The sequence below is a fragment of the Enterococcus sp. ZQ21 genome (assembly GCF_030053755.1).
Classification (GTDB): Bacteria; Bacillota; Bacilli; order Lactobacillales; family Enterococcaceae; genus Enterococcus_B; species Enterococcus_B lactis.
This window is the reverse complement of the sequence record NZ_CP125658.1, coordinates 1,037,328-1,061,756: the sequence shown is the minus strand read 5'-3', so window position 1 is coordinate 1,061,756 and position 24,429 is coordinate 1,037,328. Positions and strand designations below refer to the sequence as shown.

28 protein-coding genes, 1 tRNA gene and 1 pseudogene are annotated in these 24,429 nt (G+C 38.5%); 6 read left to right on the top strand and 24 right to left on the bottom strand.

The window, feature by feature from the left end:
• Position 1 precedes the first annotated feature (1 nt).
• The 5 genes from rimI to galE form a co-directional block, all read right to left on the bottom strand.
• Positions 2-544 carry a ribosomal protein S18-alanine N-acetyltransferase gene (gene rimI, locus QK255_RS05190; protein WP_002329349.1) on the bottom strand — a complete coding sequence of 181 codons (543 nt, stop codon included), beginning with the start codon at positions 542-544 and terminating at the stop codon, positions 2-4.
• Positions 528-1,250 (bottom strand): tRNA (adenosine(37)-N6)-threonylcarbamoyltransferase complex dimerization subunit type 1 TsaB, encoded by a 723-nt coding sequence (tsaB, locus tag QK255_RS05185; RefSeq protein WP_033583154.1) that lies wholly within the window; start codon positions 1,248-1,250, stop codon positions 528-530. Before tsaB ends, rimI begins: the two co-directional genes overlap by 17 nt.
• A gap of 193 nt (positions 1,251-1,443) precedes the next feature.
• The gene (locus tag QK255_RS05180) at positions 1,444-2,424 is read right to left on the bottom strand and encodes a LacI family DNA-binding transcriptional regulator (RefSeq protein WP_002342155.1); all 981 of its coding nucleotides are present in this window, start codon (positions 2,422-2,424) and stop codon (positions 1,444-1,446) included.
• A 23-nt stretch (positions 2,425-2,447) separates the two neighbouring features.
• Positions 2,448-3,932, bottom strand: coding sequence for a UDP-glucose--hexose-1-phosphate uridylyltransferase (gene galT / locus QK255_RS05175; RefSeq protein ID WP_002342154.1), 1,485 nt, complete (start codon positions 3,930-3,932; stop codon positions 2,448-2,450).
• A gap of 11 nt (positions 3,933-3,943) precedes the next feature.
• Positions 3,944-4,933 carry a UDP-glucose 4-epimerase GalE gene (gene galE, locus QK255_RS05170; RefSeq protein ID WP_002329353.1) on the bottom strand — a complete coding sequence of 330 codons (990 nt, stop codon included), beginning with the start codon at positions 4,931-4,933 and terminating at the stop codon, positions 3,944-3,946.
• 246 nt (positions 4,934-5,179) lie between these two features.
• Between galE and QK255_RS05165 the strand changes: the two genes are divergently transcribed.
• Positions 5,180-5,347 (top strand): DUF3042 family protein, encoded by a 168-nt coding sequence (locus tag QK255_RS05165; protein WP_002288457.1) that lies wholly within the window; start codon positions 5,180-5,182, stop codon positions 5,345-5,347.
• A 62-nt stretch (positions 5,348-5,409) separates the two neighbouring features.
• Here QK255_RS05165 and QK255_RS05160 read toward each other — a convergent pair whose 3' ends face one another.
• The 10 genes from QK255_RS05160 to QK255_RS05115 all read right to left on the bottom strand — a co-directional run bounded on the left by QK255_RS05160 (position 5,410) and on the right by QK255_RS05115 (position 13,543).
• Complete coding sequence (locus tag QK255_RS05160) at positions 5,410-7,221, bottom strand: FAD/NAD(P)-binding protein (protein WP_283341611.1); 1,812 nt, start codon at positions 7,219-7,221, stop codon at positions 5,410-5,412.
• Entirely contained in the window at positions 7,218-7,583 is a 366-nt protein-coding gene (locus QK255_RS05155; protein ID WP_002314794.1) for a DUF488 domain-containing protein, read from the bottom strand. The genes QK255_RS05160 and QK255_RS05155 overlap by 4 nt, the downstream gene beginning before the upstream one ends.
• A 164-nt stretch (positions 7,584-7,747) precedes the next feature.
• Positions 7,748-8,143, bottom strand: coding sequence for a rhodanese-like domain-containing protein (locus QK255_RS05150; protein ID WP_002308872.1), 396 nt, complete (start codon positions 8,141-8,143; stop codon positions 7,748-7,750).
• 17 nt (positions 8,144-8,160) lie between these two features.
• Positions 8,161-9,123: an ROK family glucokinase gene (locus QK255_RS05145; protein ID WP_002308870.1), complete on the bottom strand. Its 963-nt coding sequence runs from the start codon at positions 9,121-9,123 to the stop codon at positions 8,161-8,163.
• A complete protein-coding gene (locus QK255_RS05140) occupies positions 9,123-9,335 on the bottom strand; it encodes a YqgQ family protein (RefSeq protein ID WP_002293902.1) in 213 nt (70 codons plus the stop codon). Before QK255_RS05140 ends, QK255_RS05145 begins: the two co-directional genes overlap by 1 nt.
• A 20-nt stretch (positions 9,336-9,355) precedes the next feature.
• Complete coding sequence (locus tag QK255_RS05135) at positions 9,356-10,054, bottom strand: rhomboid family intramembrane serine protease (RefSeq protein ID WP_002314793.1); 699 nt, start codon at positions 10,052-10,054, stop codon at positions 9,356-9,358.
• A gap of 19 nt (positions 10,055-10,073) precedes the next feature.
• On the bottom strand, positions 10,074-10,607 hold the full coding sequence (locus tag QK255_RS05130) for a 5-formyltetrahydrofolate cyclo-ligase (protein ID WP_002329355.1): 534 nt from the start codon (positions 10,605-10,607) through the stop codon (positions 10,074-10,076).
• 142 nt (positions 10,608-10,749) lie between these two features.
• Positions 10,750-11,754 (bottom strand): FecCD family ABC transporter permease, encoded by a 1,005-nt coding sequence (locus QK255_RS05125; RefSeq protein ID WP_002329356.1) that lies wholly within the window; start codon positions 11,752-11,754, stop codon positions 10,750-10,752.
• Entirely contained in the window at positions 11,751-12,740 is a 990-nt protein-coding gene (locus QK255_RS05120; protein ID WP_002329357.1) for a FecCD family ABC transporter permease, read from the bottom strand. The genes QK255_RS05125 and QK255_RS05120 overlap by 4 nt, the downstream gene beginning before the upstream one ends.
• Complete coding sequence (locus tag QK255_RS05115) at positions 12,737-13,543, bottom strand: ABC transporter ATP-binding protein (RefSeq protein ID WP_002329358.1); 807 nt, start codon at positions 13,541-13,543, stop codon at positions 12,737-12,739. Before QK255_RS05115 ends, QK255_RS05120 begins: the two co-directional genes overlap by 4 nt.
• Before the next feature lie 165 nt (positions 13,544-13,708).
• Between QK255_RS05115 and QK255_RS05110 the strand changes: the two genes are divergently transcribed.
• Positions 13,709-14,665 carry an ABC transporter substrate-binding protein gene (locus QK255_RS05110; protein ID WP_002342153.1) on the top strand — a complete coding sequence of 319 codons (957 nt, stop codon included), beginning with the start codon at positions 13,709-13,711 and terminating at the stop codon, positions 14,663-14,665.
• 72 nt (positions 14,666-14,737) lie between these two features.
• Here QK255_RS05110 and QK255_RS05105 read toward each other — a convergent pair whose 3' ends face one another.
• Entirely contained in the window at positions 14,738-15,256 is a 519-nt protein-coding gene (locus tag QK255_RS05105) for a dihydrofolate reductase (RefSeq protein ID WP_002329360.1), read from the bottom strand.
• An 87-nt stretch (positions 15,257-15,343) separates the two neighbouring features.
• The gene (rpmG, locus tag QK255_RS05100) at positions 15,344-15,508 is read right to left on the bottom strand and encodes a 50S ribosomal protein L33 (protein WP_002320810.1); all 165 of its coding nucleotides are present in this window, start codon (positions 15,506-15,508) and stop codon (positions 15,344-15,346) included.
• Positions 15,509-15,720: 212 nt separating this feature from the next.
• Here rpmG and QK255_RS05095 point away from each other — a divergent pair, with 212 nt between their 5' ends.
• Positions 15,721-16,167, top strand: a complete 447-nt coding sequence (locus tag QK255_RS05095) for a DUF2188 domain-containing protein (RefSeq protein WP_002329361.1) — start codon at positions 15,721-15,723, stop codon at positions 16,165-16,167.
• Positions 16,168-16,247: 80 nt separating this feature from the next.
• On the opposite strand, the gene asnB is transcribed toward QK255_RS05095, so the two are convergent.
• From asnB to QK255_RS05075, 4 genes and pseudogenes are all read right to left on the bottom strand, one after another.
• Positions 16,248-18,143: an asparagine synthase (glutamine-hydrolyzing) gene (asnB, locus tag QK255_RS05090; protein WP_002335776.1), complete on the bottom strand. Its 1,896-nt coding sequence runs from the start codon at positions 18,141-18,143 to the stop codon at positions 16,248-16,250.
• A 343-nt stretch (positions 18,144-18,486) separates the two neighbouring features.
• Positions 18,487-18,600: pseudogene (locus QK255_RS05085) on the bottom strand (linear amide C-N hydrolase); the annotation flags it as partial.
• A gap of 194 nt (positions 18,601-18,794) precedes the next feature.
• Positions 18,795-18,882, bottom strand: a tRNA-Ser gene (locus tag QK255_RS05080).
• A gap of 143 nt (positions 18,883-19,025) precedes the next feature.
• On the bottom strand, positions 19,026-19,592 hold the full coding sequence (locus QK255_RS05075) for a TetR/AcrR family transcriptional regulator (protein ID WP_002329364.1): 567 nt from the start codon (positions 19,590-19,592) through the stop codon (positions 19,026-19,028).
• 255 nt (positions 19,593-19,847) lie between these two features.
• Between QK255_RS05075 and QK255_RS05070 the strand changes: the two genes are divergently transcribed.
• Together QK255_RS05070 and QK255_RS05065 are read left to right on the top strand one after the other, a co-directional pair.
• On the top strand, positions 19,848-21,179 hold the full coding sequence (locus QK255_RS05070; protein ID WP_002342104.1) for a DUF1576 domain-containing protein: 1,332 nt from the start codon (positions 19,848-19,850) through the stop codon (positions 21,177-21,179).
• Positions 21,145-21,498, top strand: a complete 354-nt coding sequence (locus tag QK255_RS05065; protein ID WP_002335822.1) for a hypothetical protein — start codon at positions 21,145-21,147, stop codon at positions 21,496-21,498. The genes QK255_RS05070 and QK255_RS05065 overlap by 35 nt, the downstream gene beginning before the upstream one ends.
• An 89-nt stretch (positions 21,499-21,587) precedes the next feature.
• Here the strand turns inward: QK255_RS05065 and QK255_RS05060 are convergent, their stop codons facing one another.
• From QK255_RS05060 to QK255_RS05050, 3 genes are all read right to left on the bottom strand, one after another.
• Positions 21,588-22,007 (bottom strand): cupin domain-containing protein, encoded by a 420-nt coding sequence (locus QK255_RS05060; RefSeq protein ID WP_002329367.1) that lies wholly within the window; start codon positions 22,005-22,007, stop codon positions 21,588-21,590.
• Positions 22,008-22,352, bottom strand: a complete 345-nt coding sequence (locus QK255_RS05055; RefSeq protein ID WP_002329368.1) for a carboxymuconolactone decarboxylase family protein — start codon at positions 22,350-22,352, stop codon at positions 22,008-22,010.
• A 190-nt stretch (positions 22,353-22,542) separates the two neighbouring features.
• Entirely contained in the window at positions 22,543-23,502 is a 960-nt protein-coding gene (locus QK255_RS05050) for an IS30-like element IS6770 family transposase (protein ID WP_002293280.1), read from the bottom strand.
• A 287-nt stretch (positions 23,503-23,789) separates the two neighbouring features.
• Between QK255_RS05050 and QK255_RS05045 the strand changes: the two genes are divergently transcribed.
• A complete protein-coding gene (locus tag QK255_RS05045) occupies positions 23,790-24,386 on the top strand; it encodes a TVP38/TMEM64 family protein (RefSeq protein WP_002329369.1) in 597 nt (198 codons plus the stop codon).
• Positions 24,387-24,429 lie beyond the last annotated feature (43 nt).

Sequence of the window (24,429 nt, the reverse complement as noted above, 5' to 3'; positions counted from 1 at the left end):
CTCACTCATTTTCTAAAATTTTTATCATATCTAACGCATCTTCTTTTGTTTCAGTGTAATATCTTTTTTTGATCGTCGTTGCTTGAAACCCTAATTTCCGATAAAGTCTTTGCGCATCCTGATTACTCATGCGTACTTCCAATGACATCGTCTCACAGCGATTCATTATAGCAAAGTTCTCGATTTCGTCAATAAGCAGCGAACCGATTCGTTTACGCTGATATGCCGGTCGAACAGCAATATTCGTGATATGACAATCTAAACCGAACGCCCTTGAACCGACAAACCCGATCATTCTTCCATTATCAAAGATCCCTAAATATAGATGAGGAAGTGGTGACTTCAATTCTGACATAAAGGCACTTTTGGTCCATGGCAATTCGCCATTATAGACTTCTCGTTCGACATCCAACAGCTCTTTGATATCTTCTGTAGTCAATTCTCTTAGTATATAGCGACGATCGATTTGTTCGATTGTTTTTTCTGCATAGATCATTTTATCTTGAAAAAGGCTTCTAGCATATGCTTTAAATTTTTTCAACATAGCTTTCGTCTCCAGGTGTGTGCGTCTCTAACCATTTCTCTTCAGCTTCTACTCGTTTTAAATAACGAGGGAGAAAAGCTTGTTTATCTGCAACTGGTTCATCCAACGCACCTAATTGAGCCACAGTCACACCACTTGGGATATCCCATGCTGGAACTGTATTAATCATCGCATCAGGTAGCATTTCTTTTATTTCAGAGATGAATTTATGACAATCACTCCCAACGAAATAAATAGCTTCATTCAGCTCTTGTAGTTGTGCAAACAAATCAGAAGCAGCAATATGTACATCTTCAAGTACAGTTTCTAATCTATTTTCTTTCCAGCGGTATGCCCCAGCATAGACATTTTTTCTTCGAGCATCAAACATGGGCACAATCATTTTATTCACCCCGACACAATTAGCCGCGATGGCTTTCAGGCTAGATACTCCTATTAGATCTTTATCTAGTGTATAAGCAATCGTTTTTGCTGTCGTTACACCTATACGAAGTCCTGTATAAGAACCAGGACCATCAGAAACCGCGATTTGGTCAATGTCTTGGGGACTCATTTGAAGATCTGCAAACAATTGGTCAATGGCAGGCATCAGCGTCACACTGTGGTTGCGTTTGATATTTGTCTGTATTTGCCCAAGAATTTGTTTATCTTCCACCACACCGATCGCCAAAGTTTGATTTGCAGTATCTATTCCTAATGTAATCATATATTTGATCCTTTCTGCTATAACATTCTCGCCTTCCATTGTAGCATACTTTTTTATTCCAATGATGAAAATATCAAAGGCAAAACTAGTACAATGATACATGATTATCTGCTGACCGGCAAATCTAGTTTCTTCCTTACATACACAAAAAAAGTTGCGGTATCACGACACTTTACCACAACTTTTTCTTTTTTTATTTCGTCGACTCTCGAACAATCAACTCTGTTTCCACAATGATTTTTCTTGAAACTGGTGCTTTGGAATTACTTAGTTGAAGGATCGTCTCCACTGCTAGCTCTCCCATCCATTCCGTATAAACTTTCACAGTAGAAAGAGAGGGTGTCACATATTTCGCTACACTGACATCGTTGAAACCCATCACGGAAATATCTTCTGGCACCGCTAAACCTGTTTCTTGAATCGCTTTCAGCGCGCCAATCGCTAAGGCATCATTAGCCGCAAAAAGTGCGTCAGGAATCTGCTCGTTTGTTTTTAAATATTTTTTAACCGCTTGATAGCCTGACTCGACAGAAAAATTTGCTTCGATAATTGAACCTTCGTCGTAGCCTTTTTCTGCTAAAACTTGTTGGAATGCCATGATTCTAGGATCCCTTAGTCGCTGATGGTTTTTCTTTGTATATTCTGTTCCAGCAAGCATCGCGATATGTTGTGCATTCTGGGAAACAAAGTGCTCAATGACTTTTTGAACACTCGACTTAAAATCGACAACTATAGAATCGATTCCTTGAGAAGTGCCATCAGAATCTACCAGAAGCAAGGCTTGTTGGGATTGTTTCAAATCCAACAGCTGAGCTTCATCGAATTTCCCTAATGCGATCGTTCCATCTGCTGGAAGCTCACTAATGGAATCCCACGTTTCTTTCAACAAAGTAACGTTTGCTTCTTCTGCCTTTTTTTCGATTCCTAAACGAATAGACAAATAATAAAGATCTTCAAGTTCTTCTGTATCATCGTACCATTGGATCAGACGAAGGGTTTGCTTAGCATTTGCTGCACTTTTGCGGTGCTTCGTATAATTCAAGCGTTCCGCTGCTTCAAAAATTTTTTGCTTTGTGGCTAAGCCGACGGAAAGTTCAGGATCGTAGTTGAGCACTCTTGAAACAGTAGCAGGAGAAACTCCTGCCAACTGAGCAATGTCTTTAATTGTTGCCATTTGTCTCTCCTCCTTTTTTCCGTTTATAAAATCGCAGTAAACCGCTCCAACGCTGCTTGTCCTTTTTCATCTCGCTTGAACACCCCAGCATCTTCCAAGACACGAGCAAAAACCTGGCCTACAGCTTTTTGTACAACATCAGTGACCGCGTCTTTCGTCAAATCAGGATGCTCTTTTTTCAACTGTTCTGCCCATGGACGATGATATTCAGCCATCTGGTTTTCTTCTCCCAATAAGAACCGCTCTACTTCTGCTAGTTCCGGTTTCAAACGAGGTGGTAAAACAGCAAGTCCCATTACTTCGATCAATCCAATGTTCTCTTTCTTGATATGTTGGACATCTTTATGCGGATGAAAAATACCATCAGGATGCTCATCTGAAACATTATTGTCTCGAAGGACAAGATCCAGCTCAAAGTAATTGTCCCTTCTTCGTGCAATTGGCGTAATCGTGTGGTGTGGTGTACCATCTGCTGAAAAAGCCCGGATTTCTACAGTTTCATCCGAATATCCTTTCCACTTTTCCAACACTGAATTAGCTGCTTCAATCAGCAACTCTTTATCTGTTGATTGCAAACGGATCACAGACATCGGCCATTTCACAACTCCTGCGATGACTTGCGGATAATCTGCTAATTTGATGAGTTTTTCTATCGGTGCTTTTGCCATAGGAAATTCATGACGTCCTGCCTGATAATGATCATGAGAAAGAATCGATCCTCCAACAATCGGCAAGTCAGCATTTGAACCAACAAAGTAATGAGGCAAGACTTCAGTAATCCGAAGCAGTCTAACAAATGTTTCCTTTGAAATTTTCATTGGACGGTGCTGCTCTGATAAAATGATCGAATGCTCATTGTAATAAGCATAAGGAGAATATTGGAATCCCCAGCTTTCACCATCTAGATTCATTCGAATGATTCGATGATTGGTGCGGGCTGGATAATTCAAGCGTCCTCTATATCCTTCATTTTCCATACACAACATGCATGTAGGATAATCTACTTTGGCTGCCTCGCGTTCTGCCGCAATTTGTTTTGGATCTTTTTCTGGTTTAGATAAATTGATCGTGATTTCCAATTCACCATATGCTGACTCTGCTGGAAATTTGATATTTTTAGCGATGGCTCTTGTTTTGATGTAATCATTTTTCTTACTTAAATCAAAGAAATAATCAGTTGCTTCCTCTGGACTTTTCGAATAATGCTGTGCAAAGAATGCATTGACAACGGAAGGCGGCGGTGTAAGAAAATCCATCAATTGTGCTTCAAAAATCTCTTGTTCTGCTGGTAATTCTGAAAGAACACCATTTTCTCTTGCCTTAGCGACAAGCTGATCCAATAAGTCTACTGATTCTTCCTTAACTGGTCTTACTTCGACGCTTTCTAGAGCGTCTTCTCCTACCATCCCTAAAAGACGATTCTGTAAATATAAGCGGTCCATTTCCATCCATCCGCCAGCTTCGATCGCAAGTGTGGCAAAATCACAAATCGTTTGACTGATTGACATATCTCATTCCCCTATTCTTCATAACCATTTGGATGGCTGACATGCCAATCCCATGCTGTTTTGATAATTTCTTTGATATCTGTGTATTCAGGTTTCCAGCCCAGAATCTCTCTCGCTTTTTCACTTGAAGCGACTAATCGGCTAGGATCTCCAGCTCTTCTTGGTGCTATTTCTGCCGGGATTTCTTTCCCTGTCACTTCTCTCGCTGCTTCTAACATTTCCTTGACCGAATACCCTTTATTACTGCCTAAATTGAAGAAGTTGCTTTCGTTTCCTTCTTTCAAGTATTCCAAAGCTAAAATATGTGCGGCAATCAAGTCTTCTACTTGAACATAATCTCTAATACATGTTCCGTCTGGTGTATCGTAATCGTCTCCATAAACAGCCAATGCTTTTCTTTGACCAAGAGCTACTTGTAAAATGATTGGGACAAGATGCGTTTCTGGTGTATGATCTTCTCCGATAGATGCATCTGCTTTTGCTCCGGCTACATTGAAGTAGCGCAAAGCGACATAGCGCATGCCATACGCTTGATCACACCACTTCATCATTTTTTCCATCATCAATTTGCTTTCACCATACGGATTTTTAGGATTAGTTGGTGTATTTTCCGTGATTGGAGACTCTTTCGGCTCTCCATAAGTTGCTGCAGTAGAAGAGAATACGATTTTATTGACGTTGAACTCGTGCATGACTTCAAGTAAGATTTGCATACCGTATACGTTGTTGTTGAAATACATCAATGGTTTTTCGACAGATTCTCCTACTAAAGAGCTTGCAGCAAAATGGATTACTCCTTCAATCGGTTCCTTTTCAAATACGGAACGTAGAAATTCTTTATCCCGAATATCTCCTTCATAAAAATGAGCATCTGGATGTACTGCTTGTTTGTGACCTGTGAGTAAATTATCTACCACAGCGACTTGATACCCCTTTTGAACTAGCTGGTCTACAGCGTGCGAACCGATATAGCCGGCTCCGCCTAGTACTAAAATTGTCATAAAAAACACTCCTTTGATTAGTGAAATTGTGTTTGTTGATTCTATATAATTTAAAAAACGAAGTCTACTTTATGGTAGAAAAGAAGAAAGTAAAATTTCGTAAATTTATCTGGTAAATTTATAATAAAACATTTAGTAAACATTTTCAAGGATTTTTTGCAAAGGTTTACAAACAAACGTAAAACTAGCCTTTTTTTCTCTTTTGTTCCATAATAGATATAACAAATAATAAATGAGGTGGATTCAATGAAAAAATTTGTATCTGGAATATTAGTAGGTAGCTTGGCAACAGCCGCTGCCGTTGCTGGTTTGGTCGCTTCTGTGAAAAAAACAGTGATCGATCCGATTGACGAAAAAGAAGCAATGATCGAAGAAAATCGTAAAAAAGCAATGCGCAAACGCGTTTCTCGTTAATAATTATTTAAAAAATACGCATGAAGACTTGTGAAAGAACAGATAAGTCATCATGCGTATTTTTATTTGTCAGTCAATATAAGTTGTGCTATTTTATCTGCTTGTCTCAAATTCCATGGATCTGTATAAGGTCTAGCTGCTGCTGCAGTTAACCAATCCACACCTTCAACTGGTATTCCATAGCAATAAAAGCCAGACTGGATTTTCCCGGAAGCATCAATCACGCGATTCGTACCTCTCTCAACATCTATAGCTTCTGAATGATAACTTCCTGTATTATCTGAAAACGAAAAAGGGCGAACAAGTTTATTTTCCTTCAAATTTTTTATGACAGGATTACTTGAATGAGAAAAGCTTGTTTGTGGCAAACGAGCTTCGATCAAATAGCGACTGCTGATTTCTTTATCTTGTAGAGAAATAACATAACGGTTTTGCTTTTGCTGAATATCAAGTGGCGGTTCGATCAAATGAAAAATACCTGCATCTATCAGTGCTGCTAACTCTTTCGTCCGAATAACTGGCGGACCAATCGTTAAAAAGCTGTTTAGATGAGTAAACCACCCCCACAGTATTTCTTTGTATTCCTTAGCAGAAAAAACGTGCCATTCAATAGCCTGCCGGATTGGATCACGCCAGTCTTTCAATGCATCAAATGTCGAAGTCAATGCCCCTGTGCAATTGCCTTTTTCCGCTTCTTTTATCTGCCCTTCAATAAATGCTCGGCTAGCTTCTGCAAAGGACTCATCCTGATAGGTAAGAGGAGTTTCTAGCCACGACCAAGACCATTTGTAAGGAAGTAATGCTGGATACTTTCCAAGACACTCTTCTGAAGAGAGGGAAAGAAAATCATGCTCAAAAGTTTTCCTTGAAATCGGCAAGTGATGTTCTTCGATGATTTTCTTGTAATAAAACAACTCAGCGTCTTTTTTCAGATAGTCAAAAAATGTTTCGCCAGTCAAAAGTCCCGATCGATGCCATTGCTCAAGGTTCTCTTTTGTAAGTAGCCGTGGCCATGCCATTGCTCCGCCTTGCTTTTGATTTCTCCCTCGAGGATAGTAAGGCAGACCTCTTCTTGACCCGCTGTATACAATCGGTTCCTTGTCAGATGGATGATAGACCAGTTTTCCCTTTTTGTTTTCGAAGTGCCCTCCTCTTGATACCGTAAACAATCCGACATAATCGAAAAAGCTTAAACCAAGCCCTCTTAGAAAGACATTTTCTTTTGGCGGTATCTTTGAAAGATCGACATCTGCAGGATTAGAAGGAAGCTGATACAGTAAATCATTTTTCTTTGCATAGTCTACCCAGGCTCTTTCCTCCTCTGTCTGATCATTTTCCCAATGACCACTCGCTAAAATGAGCTGATCGACAGGATAGCTTTGGTGATCTGTCTGTAATAGGAAACCGTCTTTTTCTTTGCTGACCTTTTTCACTAAAGAATAGACAAGCTGAGTAGAAGCTGGAAATTCTTCTTGCAACTTTGAGAAAAACCAGCGTTGATAAAGCCCGTATAGGCAACGAGTAGATTGCTGATCTTTTTCTAGACGGTTAATTTCTTCTATAAATAGTTGCTTATTTTTGGTTACCGTCTGTTCGATATAATCTGTAGCAGGTCCTTTACTCCATTGAAACAAATTAGGTCCCGGCATTACCGTTCCCCCACTGGACAACGTCTCGTCTGTAAAAAGCGTCACTTGTTGAGAAACAGAGTTCATTAATAATTCTGGCGGCTGATTCAACCGCCAAACTCGACCGCCTGGACCTTCTGGATCAAAAAGAATAAGTTCAAGAGAATGTCTGCCCTGATTATTATACAGAATCCTTTCTGCTACACTTAATCCTCTAGGTCCGGCACCAATGATCCCTATTTTCATTTGTACACCTCCTTTTCGATAAATTCTTTTAACACAACGGCATGGTTCTGGTGCTCGTTTTTTGCACCATAAACGAAAGTAATGACTGGATGTTCTTTCATAAGTTGGATGAGTTCGGAAACAGCTCGCGTCTTTTCTTCTTCAAAAGACAATTCTTGCTGATATTTCTTTGCAAATAAAGCAAAACGTTCTGGTACGTGGTCAAAAGCTTTGCGTGCTTCATTACTAGGCGCAATTTCTTTCAACCATAGATCTAAGTGTGCTTTTTCTTTTGAAATCCCTCGTGGCCAGAGCCTATCCACGAGTATCCGAAAGCCATCCTCTTCTTCAGCATCAAGGTAAACACGCTTTAATTTGATCATAGTTGTTTCCTTCTTTCTGCCTTTTTTCTTTTATATTTTATATGTAGATAATAGCACAAAATAAAAAATGAACGACACAACTATCCCTCGCGTCGTTCATTTTTTCTTAGTCAATACCTGATTATTGATCTAGTTTTTCCAAAGCTGTCATAAAAATATATGCTTTATACTTTTTTGCTTTTGATTTTTCCAGACCAGCCGTCATAACCACCCTTAAGCAAATAAATCTCTTTATAACCTGCTTTACGTAATTTATTTGCCGTACGGATACTCAAGCTTTTCTTTTGATCGTAGATATAGACAGGTTGGTCTTTTCGAATCGATCCTAGTGAATCTTTCAAAACAGTGTAAGGGATGTTTCTTGCACCTAAGATATGCCCTGCATCAAACACATCTTTTTCGCGAACATCGATTACTTGTGCTTTTCTCATTCCTTCTCGAAACTCTTCTTCTGTCAAAGTCGTTGCTGAACGCTTGGCCATTACTCGTAGATAGACTTCCCAAAAGATGATTGCAAGCACAATCAATAGCAAAATGATATTAATTACCCATAAAACCATGTAATGCCTCCGTTTTTTTAAGCAAATTTCAAGGCTAATGAGGCAGCGCCAATGACACCAGCTTCATTTCCAAGCTCTGCTAATTTGATTTTTGTTGATTCTCTTACTTGCGGGAAAGTGAATTCTTTAAAATATTTCTCTACACGGCTGCGTAAAAATTCTCCTGCCGCCGATACTCCGCCGCCTAACACAATACTTGACGGATTCAATGTATTCCCCAAGTTTGCGCAAGCTAAGCCTAAATAGAAGCATACGCGATCAACAACCATCAATGCAAACGGATCGTCTTCTTGAGCCATTTCAAAGATATCTTTACTTGTTACTTCTTCACCGTTATCTAACATTGCTTTCAGTTTTGAATCTCCTGCGTATTCTTCTGCCAGGTAACGTCCTAGACGTACCACACCAGTAGCGCTAGATACAGTTTCTAAACATCCGCGTTTACCGCAAGTACATTCGAACCCTTCAGGATCCACAGTGATATGGCCGATCTCTCCGCCTGCTCCGCTCACGCCATGGATCAAATTCCCGCCAGCAACGATACCACCGCCAACACCTGTTCCTAGAGTAACGAATACAACGTCTGGATCGTTTTCTCCAGCACCTTTCCATCGTTCACCTAAAGCAGCCACATTCGCATCATTATCGATAGCGAATTTGATTCCTGTCCCTGCTTCAATCAGTTTTTTCACAAATTGTACTTCTGTCCAGTTCAAGTTATATGCACCAATAACTGTTCCAGCGTCACTGTCCACGCTTCCTGGAGTACCCATACCGATTCCAATAAAGTCTTCGGCTTTCATATTATATAAATTCAATCGATGGTTGATTGATTCGATGATTTCAGGAACGATATGTTTGCCATCATCCAAAATATTGGTATCGATGCTCCATTTTTGTTGAATCTCTCCTTCTGGTGTTAAAATTGCAAATTTTGCTGTTGTTCCACCTAAATCAATCCCAATAATTTTCTTGTCCATTACAAATTTCCTTTCTTTCGGCTTTCTTCAATTCGGTGCTCTCTTTTTAATATGCGCCACGCTGTCATGTATGTATCATGATCGATCAAACGGCTATCATACAGATTCCGCAATTCAATAGTCATCAATTCAATATCATAGATGCGTGCACCCACATAGATAAAGATGCCAAATTTTTTGAACAGCTGCTGTACATCATATAAGCTCTCCATCTTTAAGCACTTCCTTCATATTATACAAGTAAACCATATTTTTTTAAACCCAGTAAAATACATATTACAAAAAGAAATACAAAAACTAGTGTAGAAAGAATCTTCTGGTGTATCGAATAGCTTGTCTGCTGTTTCGGTAGCCCTAAAATGTTCCCTAATACTAAACCGCCCACCAGTCCGCCGAGATGTCCCCAAACATCTACAGAGGTGTCAAGAAGACCAAAAACAAATGTCATCGCAATAAATAAAAGAAAATGTCTGACTAGTTGTTGGATCGCCGTATTATATTTAAAATGAAATCCTAAAATAAACAACGCACCAAACAATCCGAATATCGAAGTGCTTGCACCACCAGACAAAACATTCGCTTCGTTGAAAGCAAAACTTGCTGTATTTCCCATTATCCCGCTGAACATATAGATCAGGAAAAAACGCCAGTGACCGTATATTGCCTCGATTTGTTGCCCCATAAAATACAATATCAGTGAGTTCATGACGAAATGCATCACTCCAAAATGGATGAAGATTGGTGTCACTAAGCGCCACCATTCATTGAAGTGAACAAGATAAGGACCATACATTCCAGTATAATAAGGAATTTCAAGACGCGGAAACAACTCCATTATAATGAAGACTATTGTCTGTATCCCCAAAAAAGCATAGGTCCATAACGGTCGCCTCAACCATGCACGCATTTTTATTTGCTGTTGATAATTCATGAAAACCTCCCATTTCATTTTAGTCAATAAATAATTGTTGGATCTTCTGATCAAAACTTTCCGGTTGCCATTGTTCATTCAATTGTTCTCGAAAAACGAGGCTGCATGTTTTTCGATGGAAATTTTTTAAATACCGGTCGTAATAACCACCGCCAAAACCAATTCGATAACCGGCTCTATTGTAGATAATCCCTGGTACAATGAGGAGGTCGATCATTTCCGGCAAATAAAGCTTCTCTGATTGTGGCTCGAGAACGCCAAAACTCGAACGTTCAAAAACGGTGTGTTCATCCATTTCATAAAACGCCATCTGACGTTTTGGTAAAGTTTTAGGAACAACTATCTTCTTTTGTTCTTTTTTCGCCCGTTGGATAATCCGCTGTGTATCCAGCTCAAATTCATTTGACAAAGTCGTCCCTATCACTTGTGCCGACTTCCAGTACTCGCTTGCGAATAGCTGTTCATAGATTCGCTGTTCTTTGTCCTTTTTCTTACCGCTTTTGGCCAGATTTTTCAGCTTTTCGATTCCTTGTCGGCGTAATTTTTCTTTCATTTGCTCCAAAAAATCACCCTTCCTTCTCTCATAAAATGGTATAGGAAAAAAAGAAAAATAGCAATCGAACTTTCAAATAAATGTATAAATAAAAGAAAAAGAAGACCTAACAATGATCGGCCTTCTTGCCTTTTAATGAACTTCAACCGCTCAGCACGTGTTTTTGTCTGATAAACAATACATACAGAAAATATGGCGCACCAAAAAAGGCAATCAAAATCCCTGTCGGTATTTCCCCACTTGGCAGAATCACTCGTGCAACAATATCTGCACTAAGTACAAAAACGGAACCAAACAAACTGCTTAGAATAAAGGTCCAGTGATTTTCTTTACGTACGACTAGCTTCGCAGCATGAGGAGCCAGTAGTCCTACAAAGGATAAACTCCCTGTCACCGCTACGCTACCGCTTGCTAAAGCAACAGCTAACAACAAAAGGATTTTTTGACTTTTAGCCACATTTAGCCCTAATCCTTGCGCGCGTTCTTGACCAAATGATAGCAAGCCAATCCGCTGCGCATAAAATCCTCCTAGCGGAATCAAGATAATCGCCCATGGAAGAAGCGCCCAAACATAGGACCAGCTCGCACCCCAAATCGATCCCGCCAACCATGCATTGACAAATCCATAATTTTCCTTTGACAATTGGATGGTGCACAACAACGTTAATGCAGAAAGACCCGCATTAACGGCAATACCAGACAATAAAATACGATTCATCCCTAAAAATCCATTTCGATCATAGGCCGCAAGATAGACACAGCAAGCAGCGAGAATACCACCTATAAAGGCTACGACTAGCAACAGAAACGGCAGAGAATATTGTGAAAAGAAACCTAAATAAAGCATCACTAGAAATCCAGCTCCCGCATTGATCCCCAATATGCTAGAATCTGCCAATTCATTTCTCGTCACTCCTTGCAAGACATAACCAGAGACACCAAGACAAGCACCTGCTAATAAACTGATCAGTAATCGAGGAACACGAAACTCTCCAACAATCAGCGCCAAAGAAGAGGAGCCTTTCCCTATGAACGTGTCAAAAAGCTGATCAAGATAAATAAAAGGCGTGCCAATCATCAAACTACCTACAGACAAGACGATAAGTAGAAAAAGCAAGAAATACAACGTCCAATATATTCTTTTCACCGTTGTTCCCTCCTTACTTGTATCAGTAAAAACGGAACGCCAATCAATGCGATGACTAATCCAAAAGGTGTTTCAAAAGGTGGATTGATCATCCTTGCTGCAAAATCCGCCAACATGACCAGTCCGCCTCCAACTAAAAAAGAGACAGGTAGGACATAACGATAGTCTGTCCCAACCATTCCGCGAACAATCGGCGGAACCAACAGCCCAATAAATGAAACAGGTCCGACTAACGAAACGGCAATGGCTGCTAACACTGCAACTAGACAGAAAACAATCAACCGTGTTCGTTTAGGATGACCTCCAAGAGCTAATGCATGGGTTTCACTCAAACTAATCAAGGATATCGCTTTTCCTAATGAAAAAGAAACCAAGACAGCAAGCACATATACAGGGAACAACACTGTTAATTGTTTCCATGTGATATTGGCAGCTCCACCTACAAACCAAAAAGCAAGATCCTGCTGTAGATTAAAAAATTGGGTAAGTGCTTGACTGATTGCAGTAAAAAAAGAACTAATAGCTACGCCAGCTAAAATCAGCTGTAAAGGATTCATGCCCATTTTCGAAAACTGCAAAAAGCCAAATACGAGTAAAGTCACAGCAAAAGAACCTGCCAATGACACCAGAAACACAGAAAAGCCAGAAGCTTTGGGCCAAAAAGCAAAACTAAGAGCCATTGCCAACGAAGCACCAGCGTTGATTCCTAGTAAACCTGAATCTGCTAAAGGATTTCTTGTCACTCCTTGCATCAATGCACCGCTCAATGCAAAACAACTCCCTACGAGAAATGCCCCTGCAACCCGAGGCAAACGAATGTTTCTTATGATTTGATGACTTTGTTTTGATCCATCAAAATCAACCAACGCCTGCCAAAAGGCTATTTTTCCCACACTCGCTGCGCCATTTGAAAGAGCAATAAAAAAAATGATCAAAAGAACAAAACAGATCAAAAGCAAGAGTTTGTTTTTTTTCCTAGCCTTCATAGTTGATCCTCCTGCTCTTTTGGCAACAGATCATACGTCAGAAAAACTGGTTTATTCGTTTTTGGTAGTGTGACGATCGTTGCATCAATCTCAAATATTTTTTTCATACACTCTTTTGTGATCACTTCTTCAGGTGTACCTTCCGTGATCAATTCACCGTTTTTCATTCCTAGTAAATAATCAGAAAAACGTGAAGCAAGATTAATGTCATGGATCGACATCAAGATCGTTGTTTGTTTTATTTGATTGATTTGAGTCAATAACTGTAGGATCTCTAATTGGTGTGACGGATCTAAAAACGTCGTCGGCTCGTCTAAGATCAAGATATCGGTTTCCTGAGCAAGTGCCATAGCGATCCAGACACGCTGGGTTTGTCCACCAGACAACGTTGCGATATCTCGCGTGCGATATCCAGACAAACCTGTTGCATCCAAAGCCCACTCGATTGCTTCATGATCTTGTACATCCATACCGCTAAACAGTTTTTGATAGGGATATCGTCCGTAAGATACTACTTCTTCTACTGTCATACCTATAGGATGTTCACTAGTTTGTGCTAATAAAGCAATTTTTTTTGCAAGTTCTTTTGAACTGTATGTAGATATATCAGAATCATTGACAATGATCTTTCCTGATTTCACAGGTATTATGCGGGTAAAGCTTTTCAATAAAGTAGATTTTCCACTTCCGTTTGGTCCAATCAAGCTCGTGATTTTCCCTTCAGGAATCGTAACAGACATGTTTTCAATAATTTTTTTATTTTCGTAGCCGGCTGCAATATCAGCTGCCCTTAGTCTCGTCATTTCACCCATCCTTTCGCTGAAAATCATTCTCAATTATGACGCTGTTTCACTATTTCGTCAAGCGCTACTTTCATATCTATAGCTAAATGAAGCGGTTGACAGCATTCGAAATATCAGGAATAATAACCAATGAGAAAGATTCTCAATTATGTCAGGAGGAAAGAAATGAACTTAAAAACAAAAGTATTCACATTATCTAGCATATTGCTGTTGGCTGGAGTATTGAGCGCTTGCTCCCCCTCTTCAGATAAAGAAACAGCTACACCTACCAATTCGACGACTTCATCCACCAGCACGCATACAGTCACAGATACGCTTGGACATAAAGTCGACATTCCAAACGCACCTAAACGGATCATCGGCAGTTACTTAGAAGACTATCTGATTTCCCTAGGAGAAAAACCTATCGCCCAATGGACAGTGGGCAGTGGTTCTATCCAAGATTATCTGCAAGATGATTTGAAAGATGTTCCAACTATTTCTTATGATCTTCCTTATGAGAAAGTATTAAGCTTCGAACCTGACTTGCTGTTGATTTCTTCTTCCGCTACTGTCGAAGGTGGGAAATACGAGCATTATAGTAAAATCGCGCCAACTTATGTCGTAAAAAACGGAACAGACGTCACATGGGAAGAACAACTAAAAGATGTCGGCAAGGCTTTAGCAAAAGAAAAAGAAGCAGAAAAAGTCATTTCCGATTATCAAAAATCCGTCAAGAGCACTCGCGAAGAATTAGCAGATAAAATTGAGAACAAGACAGCTGCAGTGTTATGGGTGACCAATAACTCCGCCTTCATGGTCAGCAAAAATCGGTCAAGCGGTAGAATCGTATATGACGATCTAAAATTTGGTGTGCCTGATTTAGTAGAAGAAGTGTCCAAAGAAGCCACTTCTGACTGGTCTGCTGTTTCTTCGGAAAAACTAGCTGAATTAGATGCTGATTACATCATTCTTGTAAACAGTGATAAAGATGCCGCTATGTTCAATGAACCAAGCTGGAAAAATCTCAAAGCAGTGAAGGACGATCACGTACTGCAATTCGGCCCTGAATCTAGCTGGCTATATAACGGACCTATTGCCAGTCAGGAAATAGTCAATGATATCAAAGAAAAGCTAAACTGATTTTAACTAAAAAAGCATCTTCACGTTCATTCGTGAGATGCTTTTTTATTATTAAAAACTGAATACCAGATATTATTCTTCTTTTGAAACAACCCTATTTTTTACTCTTTCCCATTTTTGAAAACGATGGGCATATAAATTTTCCTGATCCGTTATTCCCTCGTATTCCTCTATAAGAGTGAACTCTGAAAAATCGATATCCCCAATATACGTATCTCCTTCAAACGTGCTATCAATCAATGTCCGCCAGATTCGACCGGTGTAAGGAAGAAGTTCTTGAAAAATCCGACTGCCACCCGAAACATAGATATCTTCTGAGATTGTTTGACTATACGCCAAAAGTTCATCGATTGAATGCATCACTTCTGCATTTTCTTTCGTGCGAAAGTTCGGTTGCGTTGTCAACACGATGATATGGCGATAAGGAAGTGAGAGATCGCCCATTCCTTCATAGGTCTTTCTTCCCATCACTAAGATTCGATCCATTGTATGTTCACGAAAAAAACGCATGTCATTTGGCAATCGCCACGGTAGCAATCCATTTTTGCCGATCAGACCATTTCTATCTTGTGCCCACATTGAAATAAACATATCATCCGCTCCTTATGATTTTAGATGGTTTGAGATAAAAAAAGTCTCAATTCTTTGACCAGCAAGGAATTGAGAACTTTAAAAACATTATTTTGTTTCACGGTGCAAAGTAACTTTGCGTTCGCGTGGGCAATATTTTTGTTTTTCCAAACGATCAGGATTGTTACGTTTGTTTTTGCTTGTTAGGTAGTTACGTTCTTTACAAGAAGTACACTCTAAAGTGATGTTTACGCGCATGTTTTTCCCTCCCATTTTTACAAGAATCCTCTAAGATGACTCTCAGACTTGATTATCTTACCATGATTTTTTCTAGATTGCTAGTGTTTTTCACGATTTTGTTAAGTAAAACTACTTGACGATAAATACAACGGTTTTACTTCTCAAACAAAATCTTTTTCTTTTTGTATAAATACCCTTACACTTGTTTATATAGATTATGTTTTTTAATAAAGGGGGATATTAATATGCCATGGAACATGAAGGACTTTCCTGCATCAATGAAAAACTTAGATAAACTGACAAGAAAAAAAGCAATCGACATCGCAAATGCACTGTTGGATGAAGGGTACCCTGATAGCCGTGCGATCCCAATTGCCATTGATCAAGCAAAAAAATGGGATGAAGATGCTAGTGAATCAGAAAAACGAACCTTCGAAAAAGAAAAAAATCCAAGCAAGACGGATGAACACGATACGAATCCTCGTGCCGGAAAACTGCTTGATTCAGATGTGATCGTAGAATATGAGGAAGAACAATGGATCGTGAAATCTAAAGGGGCAAAAAAGGCAAGCAACCATTTTGATACAAAAAAAGAAGCAATCGAAAAAGGAAAGCAAGTAGCTCAAAACAAACAATCAACTTTGATCATCTATAAAAAAGATGGGACAAAAGAAAAAGAAATCAGTTACTAAGCGCTTAAAAAGAAGCATAGAGACAAGGAGATCATCTCACATGTTTCTATGCTTCTTCTCATATTGTTGTTTCTTTTTTATCAAACAGTCACATAGTCGATTGCTTCTGCTTGCGGAATCGTTTCATCGACAAAGTAAACTTTATACCATGTCAAGAAACTGAAGATCGTCCAGATTTTACGTTGTTCTTCTTTACGTCCTTCGTGATGGTCATCTAGCAACTTCATGATTTTTTCTTGATCAAAAAATTCTTTTGCAAAATCTGCTTCGAATAATGCTTTGACTTGTTCGTAGCCGTGTTCTTCTTTCAACCAAGCTTTGATTGGCACAGGGAATCCTAATTTCACCCGATTCGACCACTCTTCTGGAAGATGTTTGTTCGCAGCTTGTCTGAAAATATCTTTTGTGTTGTTTTGATTCAACAAGAACTTACTTGGTATTTGTTGAGCCAATTTCATGACTTCGATATCCAGTAAAGGTACTCGGACTTCTAGAGAACTAGCCATAGAAAGTTTATCTGCCTTCAACAAAATATCTTTTGGCATCCATTGATGAAGATCGACGTATTGCATCTTATTGACTTCATCTTTGATTCCTTCTGTTTTCTCGTAATGAACAGTCATGATCTCATTCACAGACGGCGCTGTTTGATATTTTGGCGTCAACACTTCTGATGCTTCTGATTCTTCGAACACTCGAGCATGCCCGATAAAATATTCTTTTGCTGGCGCAAGTGATTCATATAAATGGATACGTCCATGGAAATTTTTCATTTTTCCGATTTTACGTCCTAGATTATAGCGTGTCCCTTTTGGCAATTTTTTCAGTCCTTGCGCAATCACACGGATAAATTTTGAATTCGTGTGGAATCCATACGTTTGGTATCCCGCAAATAGTTCATCTGCCCCTTCTCCTGATTGAACCACCCGTACACTTTGTGAAGCGAGATTTGCTAAAAAGTACAACGGCACGCAAGAAGGATTTGAGTCTGGTTCATCTAAGTGATACTGAATCAATGGGAATGCTTTAAAAGACATGTCTCCGTCGATCACTGCTGCCGTATTGTCTAAGTCCAATAATTCTGTTAGTTTTCTGGCTTCAATCGCTTCATTATAGGTTTTATCATCAAACCCGATTGAGAAAGAATGATCTGGTTTCAATACAGAGGTTACATAACTGGAATCGACCCCGCTGGATAAGAAAGAACCAACTTCTACATCGCTGATTGTGTGTGCTTCAATAGAAGCTTGAACAGTTTCGTCGATTTTTTCGATCCATTCTTGTCGGGAATGCGTTTCTTTTGTTTCAAAATCTGCATCCCAATATTGTTGAATGTCCAGTTTTCCGTCTTTATACGTATAATAATGGCCTTCAGGCAAACGATAGACACCTTTGAAGAAGGTTTCACCGTTCAATGGAGAATATTGGAAAGTCATATAAGGTTTCAATGCTTCTTTATTCAATTCTTTATTAAAATCAGGATGAGGCAAAAAACTTTTGATTTCTGAACCAAACATAAATGTTCCGTTCATTTCTGCATAATAGTATGGTTTGATCCCAAAATGGTCTCTCGCACCGAATAACTCATTTTTTTCATTATCCCAAATAGCAAAAGCAAACATTCCGCGGATTTTTTGCAATAATTCTGTTCCCCATTCTTCGTAACCATGCAAAAGGACTTCTGTATCTGCATGTGTTTGAAAAACGTGACCAGCTGCAATCAATTCTTCTCTCAAAGGCTGATAATTATAGATTTCGCCATTAAAAATAATGATCTTTGTCCGATCTTCATTGTAAATAGGCTGAGTACCGCCCTCTAAGTCAATAATACTTAATCTTCTGAATCCTAAAGCAACGTGTTTATCGATATATTCCCCTGAACTATTAGGTCCACGGTGAACGATTCGATCCATCATTGTATTAATAATTGTTTTTTTGTTGTCCTTGTCGTTAACAAAACCTACAATACCGCACATTTAACTTTCACATCCTAATATAAAATTACTGTTTATTTCATCCATATGCATCTTAACATAGAATAAATAGCGGACGAATATTTTCTCTCTTACAGTTTCGTCACGTGAAAACAAAAGATGAAAGTTTCTGTTTTTACAGAAAATAAAGTCCCGATATCTAATTTACCATGTTTTCTTTTTTGAGGCTATCTTATTCTCTTCGTGTTAAAAAAATATTAGTGGATGCTGTTCAAAAAATAGCCTCCAGACAAAAAGACACGACCGAAAGATCGTGTCTAATTATGACTATATAAGAAAATATGCAGCCAAAGAGAGCTCTTCATTCGCTCATCGACATAGTTGAATTGAAATTATGATTTCTTGGAATGATAGTAACTACTTCATTATAAGAAATCTCATAATCAAAGTTCCTTCCAAAAGAATGGTCTTTCGTTGCATAAGTGATCGCGATGCACATCGCTTTCCCCCTAAACCAAATCGTTTTTACACTTTTATCTTACATCTGGTATTTTTATATCAAAAGAAAAGTCCAAGGAGATTTATTTCCTAGCATGTATGAAAGATCGTACTCAGAGGAAATCAAAAAATATTTTGGGCTAAACATACAACAAAAAAGACACGATCGAAATCGTGTCTAATCGTTGATATATAAGGAAGGTACGGGATTTGAACCCGTGCACCACATTACTGCGGCTCGCCGGATTTCGAGTCCGGTGCATTACCACTCTGCCAACCTTCCGTAAGTACTATTTTTAAACTTTTTCCACGAAATGTCAAGCCTATTTCTAACAGATAAATAACAGAAACCGTTTTTTTACAAAAAAAGTCCATTGACAGTTTACAGCCAACGGACTTACCGGTCAAATTCATAATGATAGAACACTATCTGATTGTTTCAGGATTATCTAATGCTAAAATCGAGTCAATTGTCCGTTTGATCAGTGCGATGATTTGTTCTTCTGTTGGATGCATGATGTTTGATGACATCAATGATGCTAAGCCAGTCACCGCTACCAATGTACCAGTATGCAAGGCATCGATATAATCATCCGATAATTGATTGTATCTTTCATCTTCTTTGACTATTTCACGGAAATAGTTGTAAGAAAAATCATGCATTTTCTTTCCGTCCCCATGTTCATCAATGTACAATGCCATGTAAAGACTATGATGTTTCTTTGCAAAGTAGATATAGTTCAAACCGAGATCAATGATTTTATCACCCGTGCGCTCAATAGGGAAAACATCTTCTTTTAGTTGTTCAAAGATTGAATCCAATAACGTATTTTTCAAATCTTCCATGTTTTTGAATTCCAGATAAATTGGCTGAGTCGAAATCCCCATCTTTTTCGCAATGTTTCTCGCAGTAAATCCTTTAAACCCTTCCTTTGCAACAACATCATAAGCAGCTTTTAGAATTTGATCCTTGGTATAGACTTTTCTTCTCATTAAAACTCCCCCACTTCTTTACTGCAGTATATGTTGTTTTATTGTACCCTATTTTTAGTATTTTTTGCAAACATTTTACTCAAAACGTTATATTTTAAATTTTTTTCTCAGTCTTCTTTAACTTTTTTTGCAAAATTAAAAAAATTTGGTTAAATTCACTGGGTTCCCTTACATTTTTAGTTTTAACCTAAATGATAGTTGACCAAATCTTTCATTTCAAGTTATAGTTAAAGAAAACGAAAAAGAAGGTGTGTAATGGAAAACGAAACTGACGTTATTTATATTCATCCTCAAAAAAGAATCGTTTCACAGAAAAGAAAATATTTTTATCTTAGTTTTACAGGTACTTTTTTTCTTTTTATTGGCTTAGTTTCTGGTACACCTGCCGCTAATTGGAGTGGACTACTGACTATTCTTACCTCGCCAAGCAATCTTCTGACAGATTATTTTGCTTTGGGTGGTTTTGGAAGCGCATTTATAAACGTTGGGATCTTGACCTTACTTTCTGTGCTTTTGGCTTACCGGCAAAAGGTGATTTTAAATGGCCCCTTATTCGCTTCGATTTTAACAGTTACCGGTTTTTCTTTTTTTGGCAAAAACCTTTATAATTCGATCTCGATCATTTTAGGTGTATACCTGTATGCTGTATTTGTCAATAAACCTTTTTCTCAGTATATTATGATAGGACTGTTCGGCAGCGCATTGTCGCCGGTCGTTAGTTACATTACTTTCGGTATGCGCTTTCCTTTGCTAGTAGGTGTTCTGCTGGGCAATTTGGCCGGTATAGCAATTGGTCTTCTTCTTCCGCCATTGGCTGCTCAAACTTTAGTTTTCCATCGCGGGTTCACGCTTTATAATATTGGATTTACCTCAGGCTTGATTGCCATGGCTTTTACTGCTGTTTTGCGATTGTTCAGCTACTCGATTGTCGAGAATACATTGGTTTCCAATGAATACCATTCCCCTCTCGTCTGGATCATTTTCGGCTTTTTTTTGCTGACAGTCGGTTTTGGTTTCTATTATAATTCCTTTCGACTTTCGGGTATTCGAGAGATTTTCGATTCCTCTGGAAAACTGACAACTGATTTCATTGCTAATTCTGGTATCGGTGTTACTTTGATCAACATGGGGCTAGTTGGTCTAATGCTTTCTTCTTATGTTTTGCTGGTTGGTGGTAAGTTAAATGGACCTGTCATCGGTGCTATTTTATCTGCAGTTGGTTTCAGTGCTTTTGGTTGTCATTTGAAAAACAGTTTTCCGATACTAGTCGGAATCTTTCTTGCTTCTTTGTTTGGGACATTTCATGAAATCACCAGCACCGGCATGCTCGTTGCCGCTGTGTTTGGGACAGGCCTCGCGCCCATAAGCGGTTTTTACGGCAGTTTTTACGGTGTAATAGCTGGTATGTTACATATTGCTCTTGTCCATAACGTCAGCACTTTGCACGAAGGACTCAATTTATATAACAGTGGTTTTTCAACTGGATTCGTTGCAGGCATCCTTGTACCGATACTAGATAACTTTACCGCTGTCAGAAAGGAAAAAAAGACACTTGGAAAAAGAATTATCAAAAAGAATCATCGATGAGCTTCTTACTTATCTATATTCCCACGAAATAACTGAAATACGTATTGGCGTAGAATTTGCTGAGGAGGGACTTTTCATAGAAATACAGGGCACAACAGAAACTCAGCCAGAAGATCTAGATGTACTTGCTGATTTGCTGAACCATCCTCGAGACCCTAGCATGGAAATCTACTATCAGGAGCTATTAGGTAATCCTCGACATGATTGGGAAGATTATCATCTGCTAGGTAGTTTGATTGACGATGTGGAAATCATGTATGCCCAGCCGATTATCAATATCAAGATTTTCCGGCGTGCTTCTCCTCGCCCCTATTATTAACCTATTTTACAAAACAGCTTCATCCACCTAAAACAGCTCCTGAAAGTTCGATTAAAAATCTACTTTTAGGAGCTGTTCTAAGCTTGATATTATTGATTTTCCAATCCTTTGTATAGTTCATCTGTTACAGGTTCTAAAAACTCTGAATTACCAGCAGTGATCGCCAAATGTTCAAACCAACTGTCTTTTGTCGCACCATGCCAATGTTTGATCCCTTTGTGCGTTACGACGACATCTCCAGCCATTAATCGTCTTGCTGGCTTTCCTTCTTCCTGATACCAGCCTTCTCCTCCGGTCACAAGTAAGATTTGATAGCCGTCTGTATGGACATGCCAGTGATTGCGACAGCCTGGTTCAAAAGTTACATTCCCTACACCAACAGAAACTTCGGGATCGTTTACTAACATATTCAGATAGCTTTGTCCGGTAAATACTTGAGCGTATGCTTCGTTTTTTTTACCTGCTGGAAAAATCACGCCTTTTTGTATTTCTTCGTGTTTTGTCATCATTTACGCCTCTTTCTTATCTTCTCTATTTTCTTCTAGATAGATTTCTTTTGCTAAACTAAAAGCCGACCAAGCTTTTGGCCACCCTACATAAAAAGCTAAATGGGTAATGATTTCTGCTATTTCTTCACTAGTAATGCCATTTTGCTTGCCAATTTTCAGATGAGCTGGCAATTGTTCAAAATTCCCTCCTGAGATCAAAGCAGATAGGGTGATGATACTACGCTGATGAGGAGATAATTCTTTTCTTGACCATACTTGTCCAAATAAAACATCGTCATTCAATTCTGCAAATTTTGGTGCAAACTCCCCCAATTGATCTCTTCCTGCGGTTTGTTTTTCTGCCATTTTTTTATTTCCTCCGTTCGTGATTGCTAGGTGATTCGAACATTGTTCTTAATTACATCATTATCTATTGTTTCTTCGCATTTTATTTTAAGCCCCATTTTTTAACCTGTCCAATGCTTAGTTTATTCCATCAGTATGCTTTCCAAGCATAATTGTTAACGTTTTCTATCTTTTTTCTATTTATGATTTGTCAAATTAAGCTAGAATAAAATGCTTCTTGTACATAGCTCAAAAATATTTCGATTGGTGTTCTGTAATTCAATGATTTTCTTGGAATATGATTACGTTGATTGCTGACACTGGAAATAAATGTCTGATTCACTTCTCTAAAATCCATTGATTTCGGCAGTCCATTACGACGCAGAATCCCGTTAGAATTCTCGTTTAATGGGCGTTGAGAAGGTGTTCCAGGGTCCGCAAAATATATATCAATATCATGTTGGTTACTAATGGCTTTCCAGTTAGAAAATTCTTTTCCACAGTCAAACGTAATAGATTTAAAGAAGTTTTTAGGGAAGCGAGAAAACCATTGATTAAGGGCAGTTTCAATATCTAATGCCTTACGGCCGTTGGGTTTAATCGTGATAATGACTTTAGATAATCTTTCAACTAAAGTAATGACGGCACTTTTATGATGAATGCCAACGATCGTATCACCTTCAAGGTGACCAAACTCAGAATTGAAATCAGGATAATTATCAGGTCGATCATGGATTGAGCGCTGATACTGTTGTTTTCCCCGTTTTTCCTGATGGCCATTGGGTTTTCTTTTACCTTTCATCGGTAGTGTGTCAATATCAAATATTCCTTTAGAAAATAAACGATAAAGTGTTCTCATACCGCATGAAACAGGCCTTTCTTTTCGCCCGATAATGACGTCAGGCGTCCAACCAAGAGTGACTTTCTCTTTAATGTAATCTACTTCATGAGCAGGTAATTGAATGACTTTTCTCCCACATTTTTTCTTATTTTCTTTATACTGGTGCCAATAATCAAGAGCAGTCTTGCCTTGCTTGAACTTATTGACTACATTATAAATAGTTTGTATAGCACGTCCCATTCGGTTAGCGATTTCAACCGGCTTATTATGTTGAAGATAATATGATTCTATCATTGTCAGTTCGTCTATGGTAAGATGTTTGTAGGTCATTTATGGTTACACTCCTTTGTTTTCTTTCGTCGGAAATACAATTTGAGTGTACCATAAATGCCTTTTTATTTTTCTAACTTAATTTTACAATTCGCGATTTTTGAAAAAACAAGATATTAAATAAGTCTTTAGTTGGATGTTTTTTTGAGATTATTCTTTTATACTTATAATGAACGTATGATGAACTTACAAAATTGTTTGTTTTCTGTCATCTTAAAAAGTGGCGCAGACAGTTGCTTTTCTAGTAAAGTATAGATATCAAAGAACCTCTAAGGAGTTGATGAATAATGAATATTGCTGCCTCTCGAAAACTGATAAATTTCATTTCCATTATCGGATTAGGTCTATCAATCGCGCTGACGATTTATTTTATTAATTTAGGTGTTTTCAAAGATTTGAATGCTTTAAGAGGATTAGTAGGTGATTCGATCATTCTAGGTCCGGTCATTTTTATCTTCATCCAAATCTTGCAAGTGGTTATTCCAATTATTCCTGGAGGAATCAGCACTGCAGCGGGCGTCCTGATATTTGGTCCTTATGCTGGCTTTATTTACAACTATGTTGGAATCTGTATTGGTTCGATTATTATCTTTCTTCTAGGACGACGTTACGGAAAACCATTCATTCTTTCCATGATCAGCGATAAGACCTATAACAAATATATTGGCTGGTTAGACAATCAAAACCGCTTTGAAAAGCTGTTTGCTCTAGCTATTTTTCTTCCGGTTGCTCCGGATGATGCGTTATGTTTGATGGCTGGATTGACAAACATTTCAGTGAAACGATATACACTGATTATTTTGATTGCTAAACCACTATCGATTTTCTTATACAGTATGGCTTTGATTTATGGAGGACAATATCTAAGTGGTCTGCTTGGTTAATATTTATTTTGCAAAATCAGTTATTGATTGATTACCAATGTTA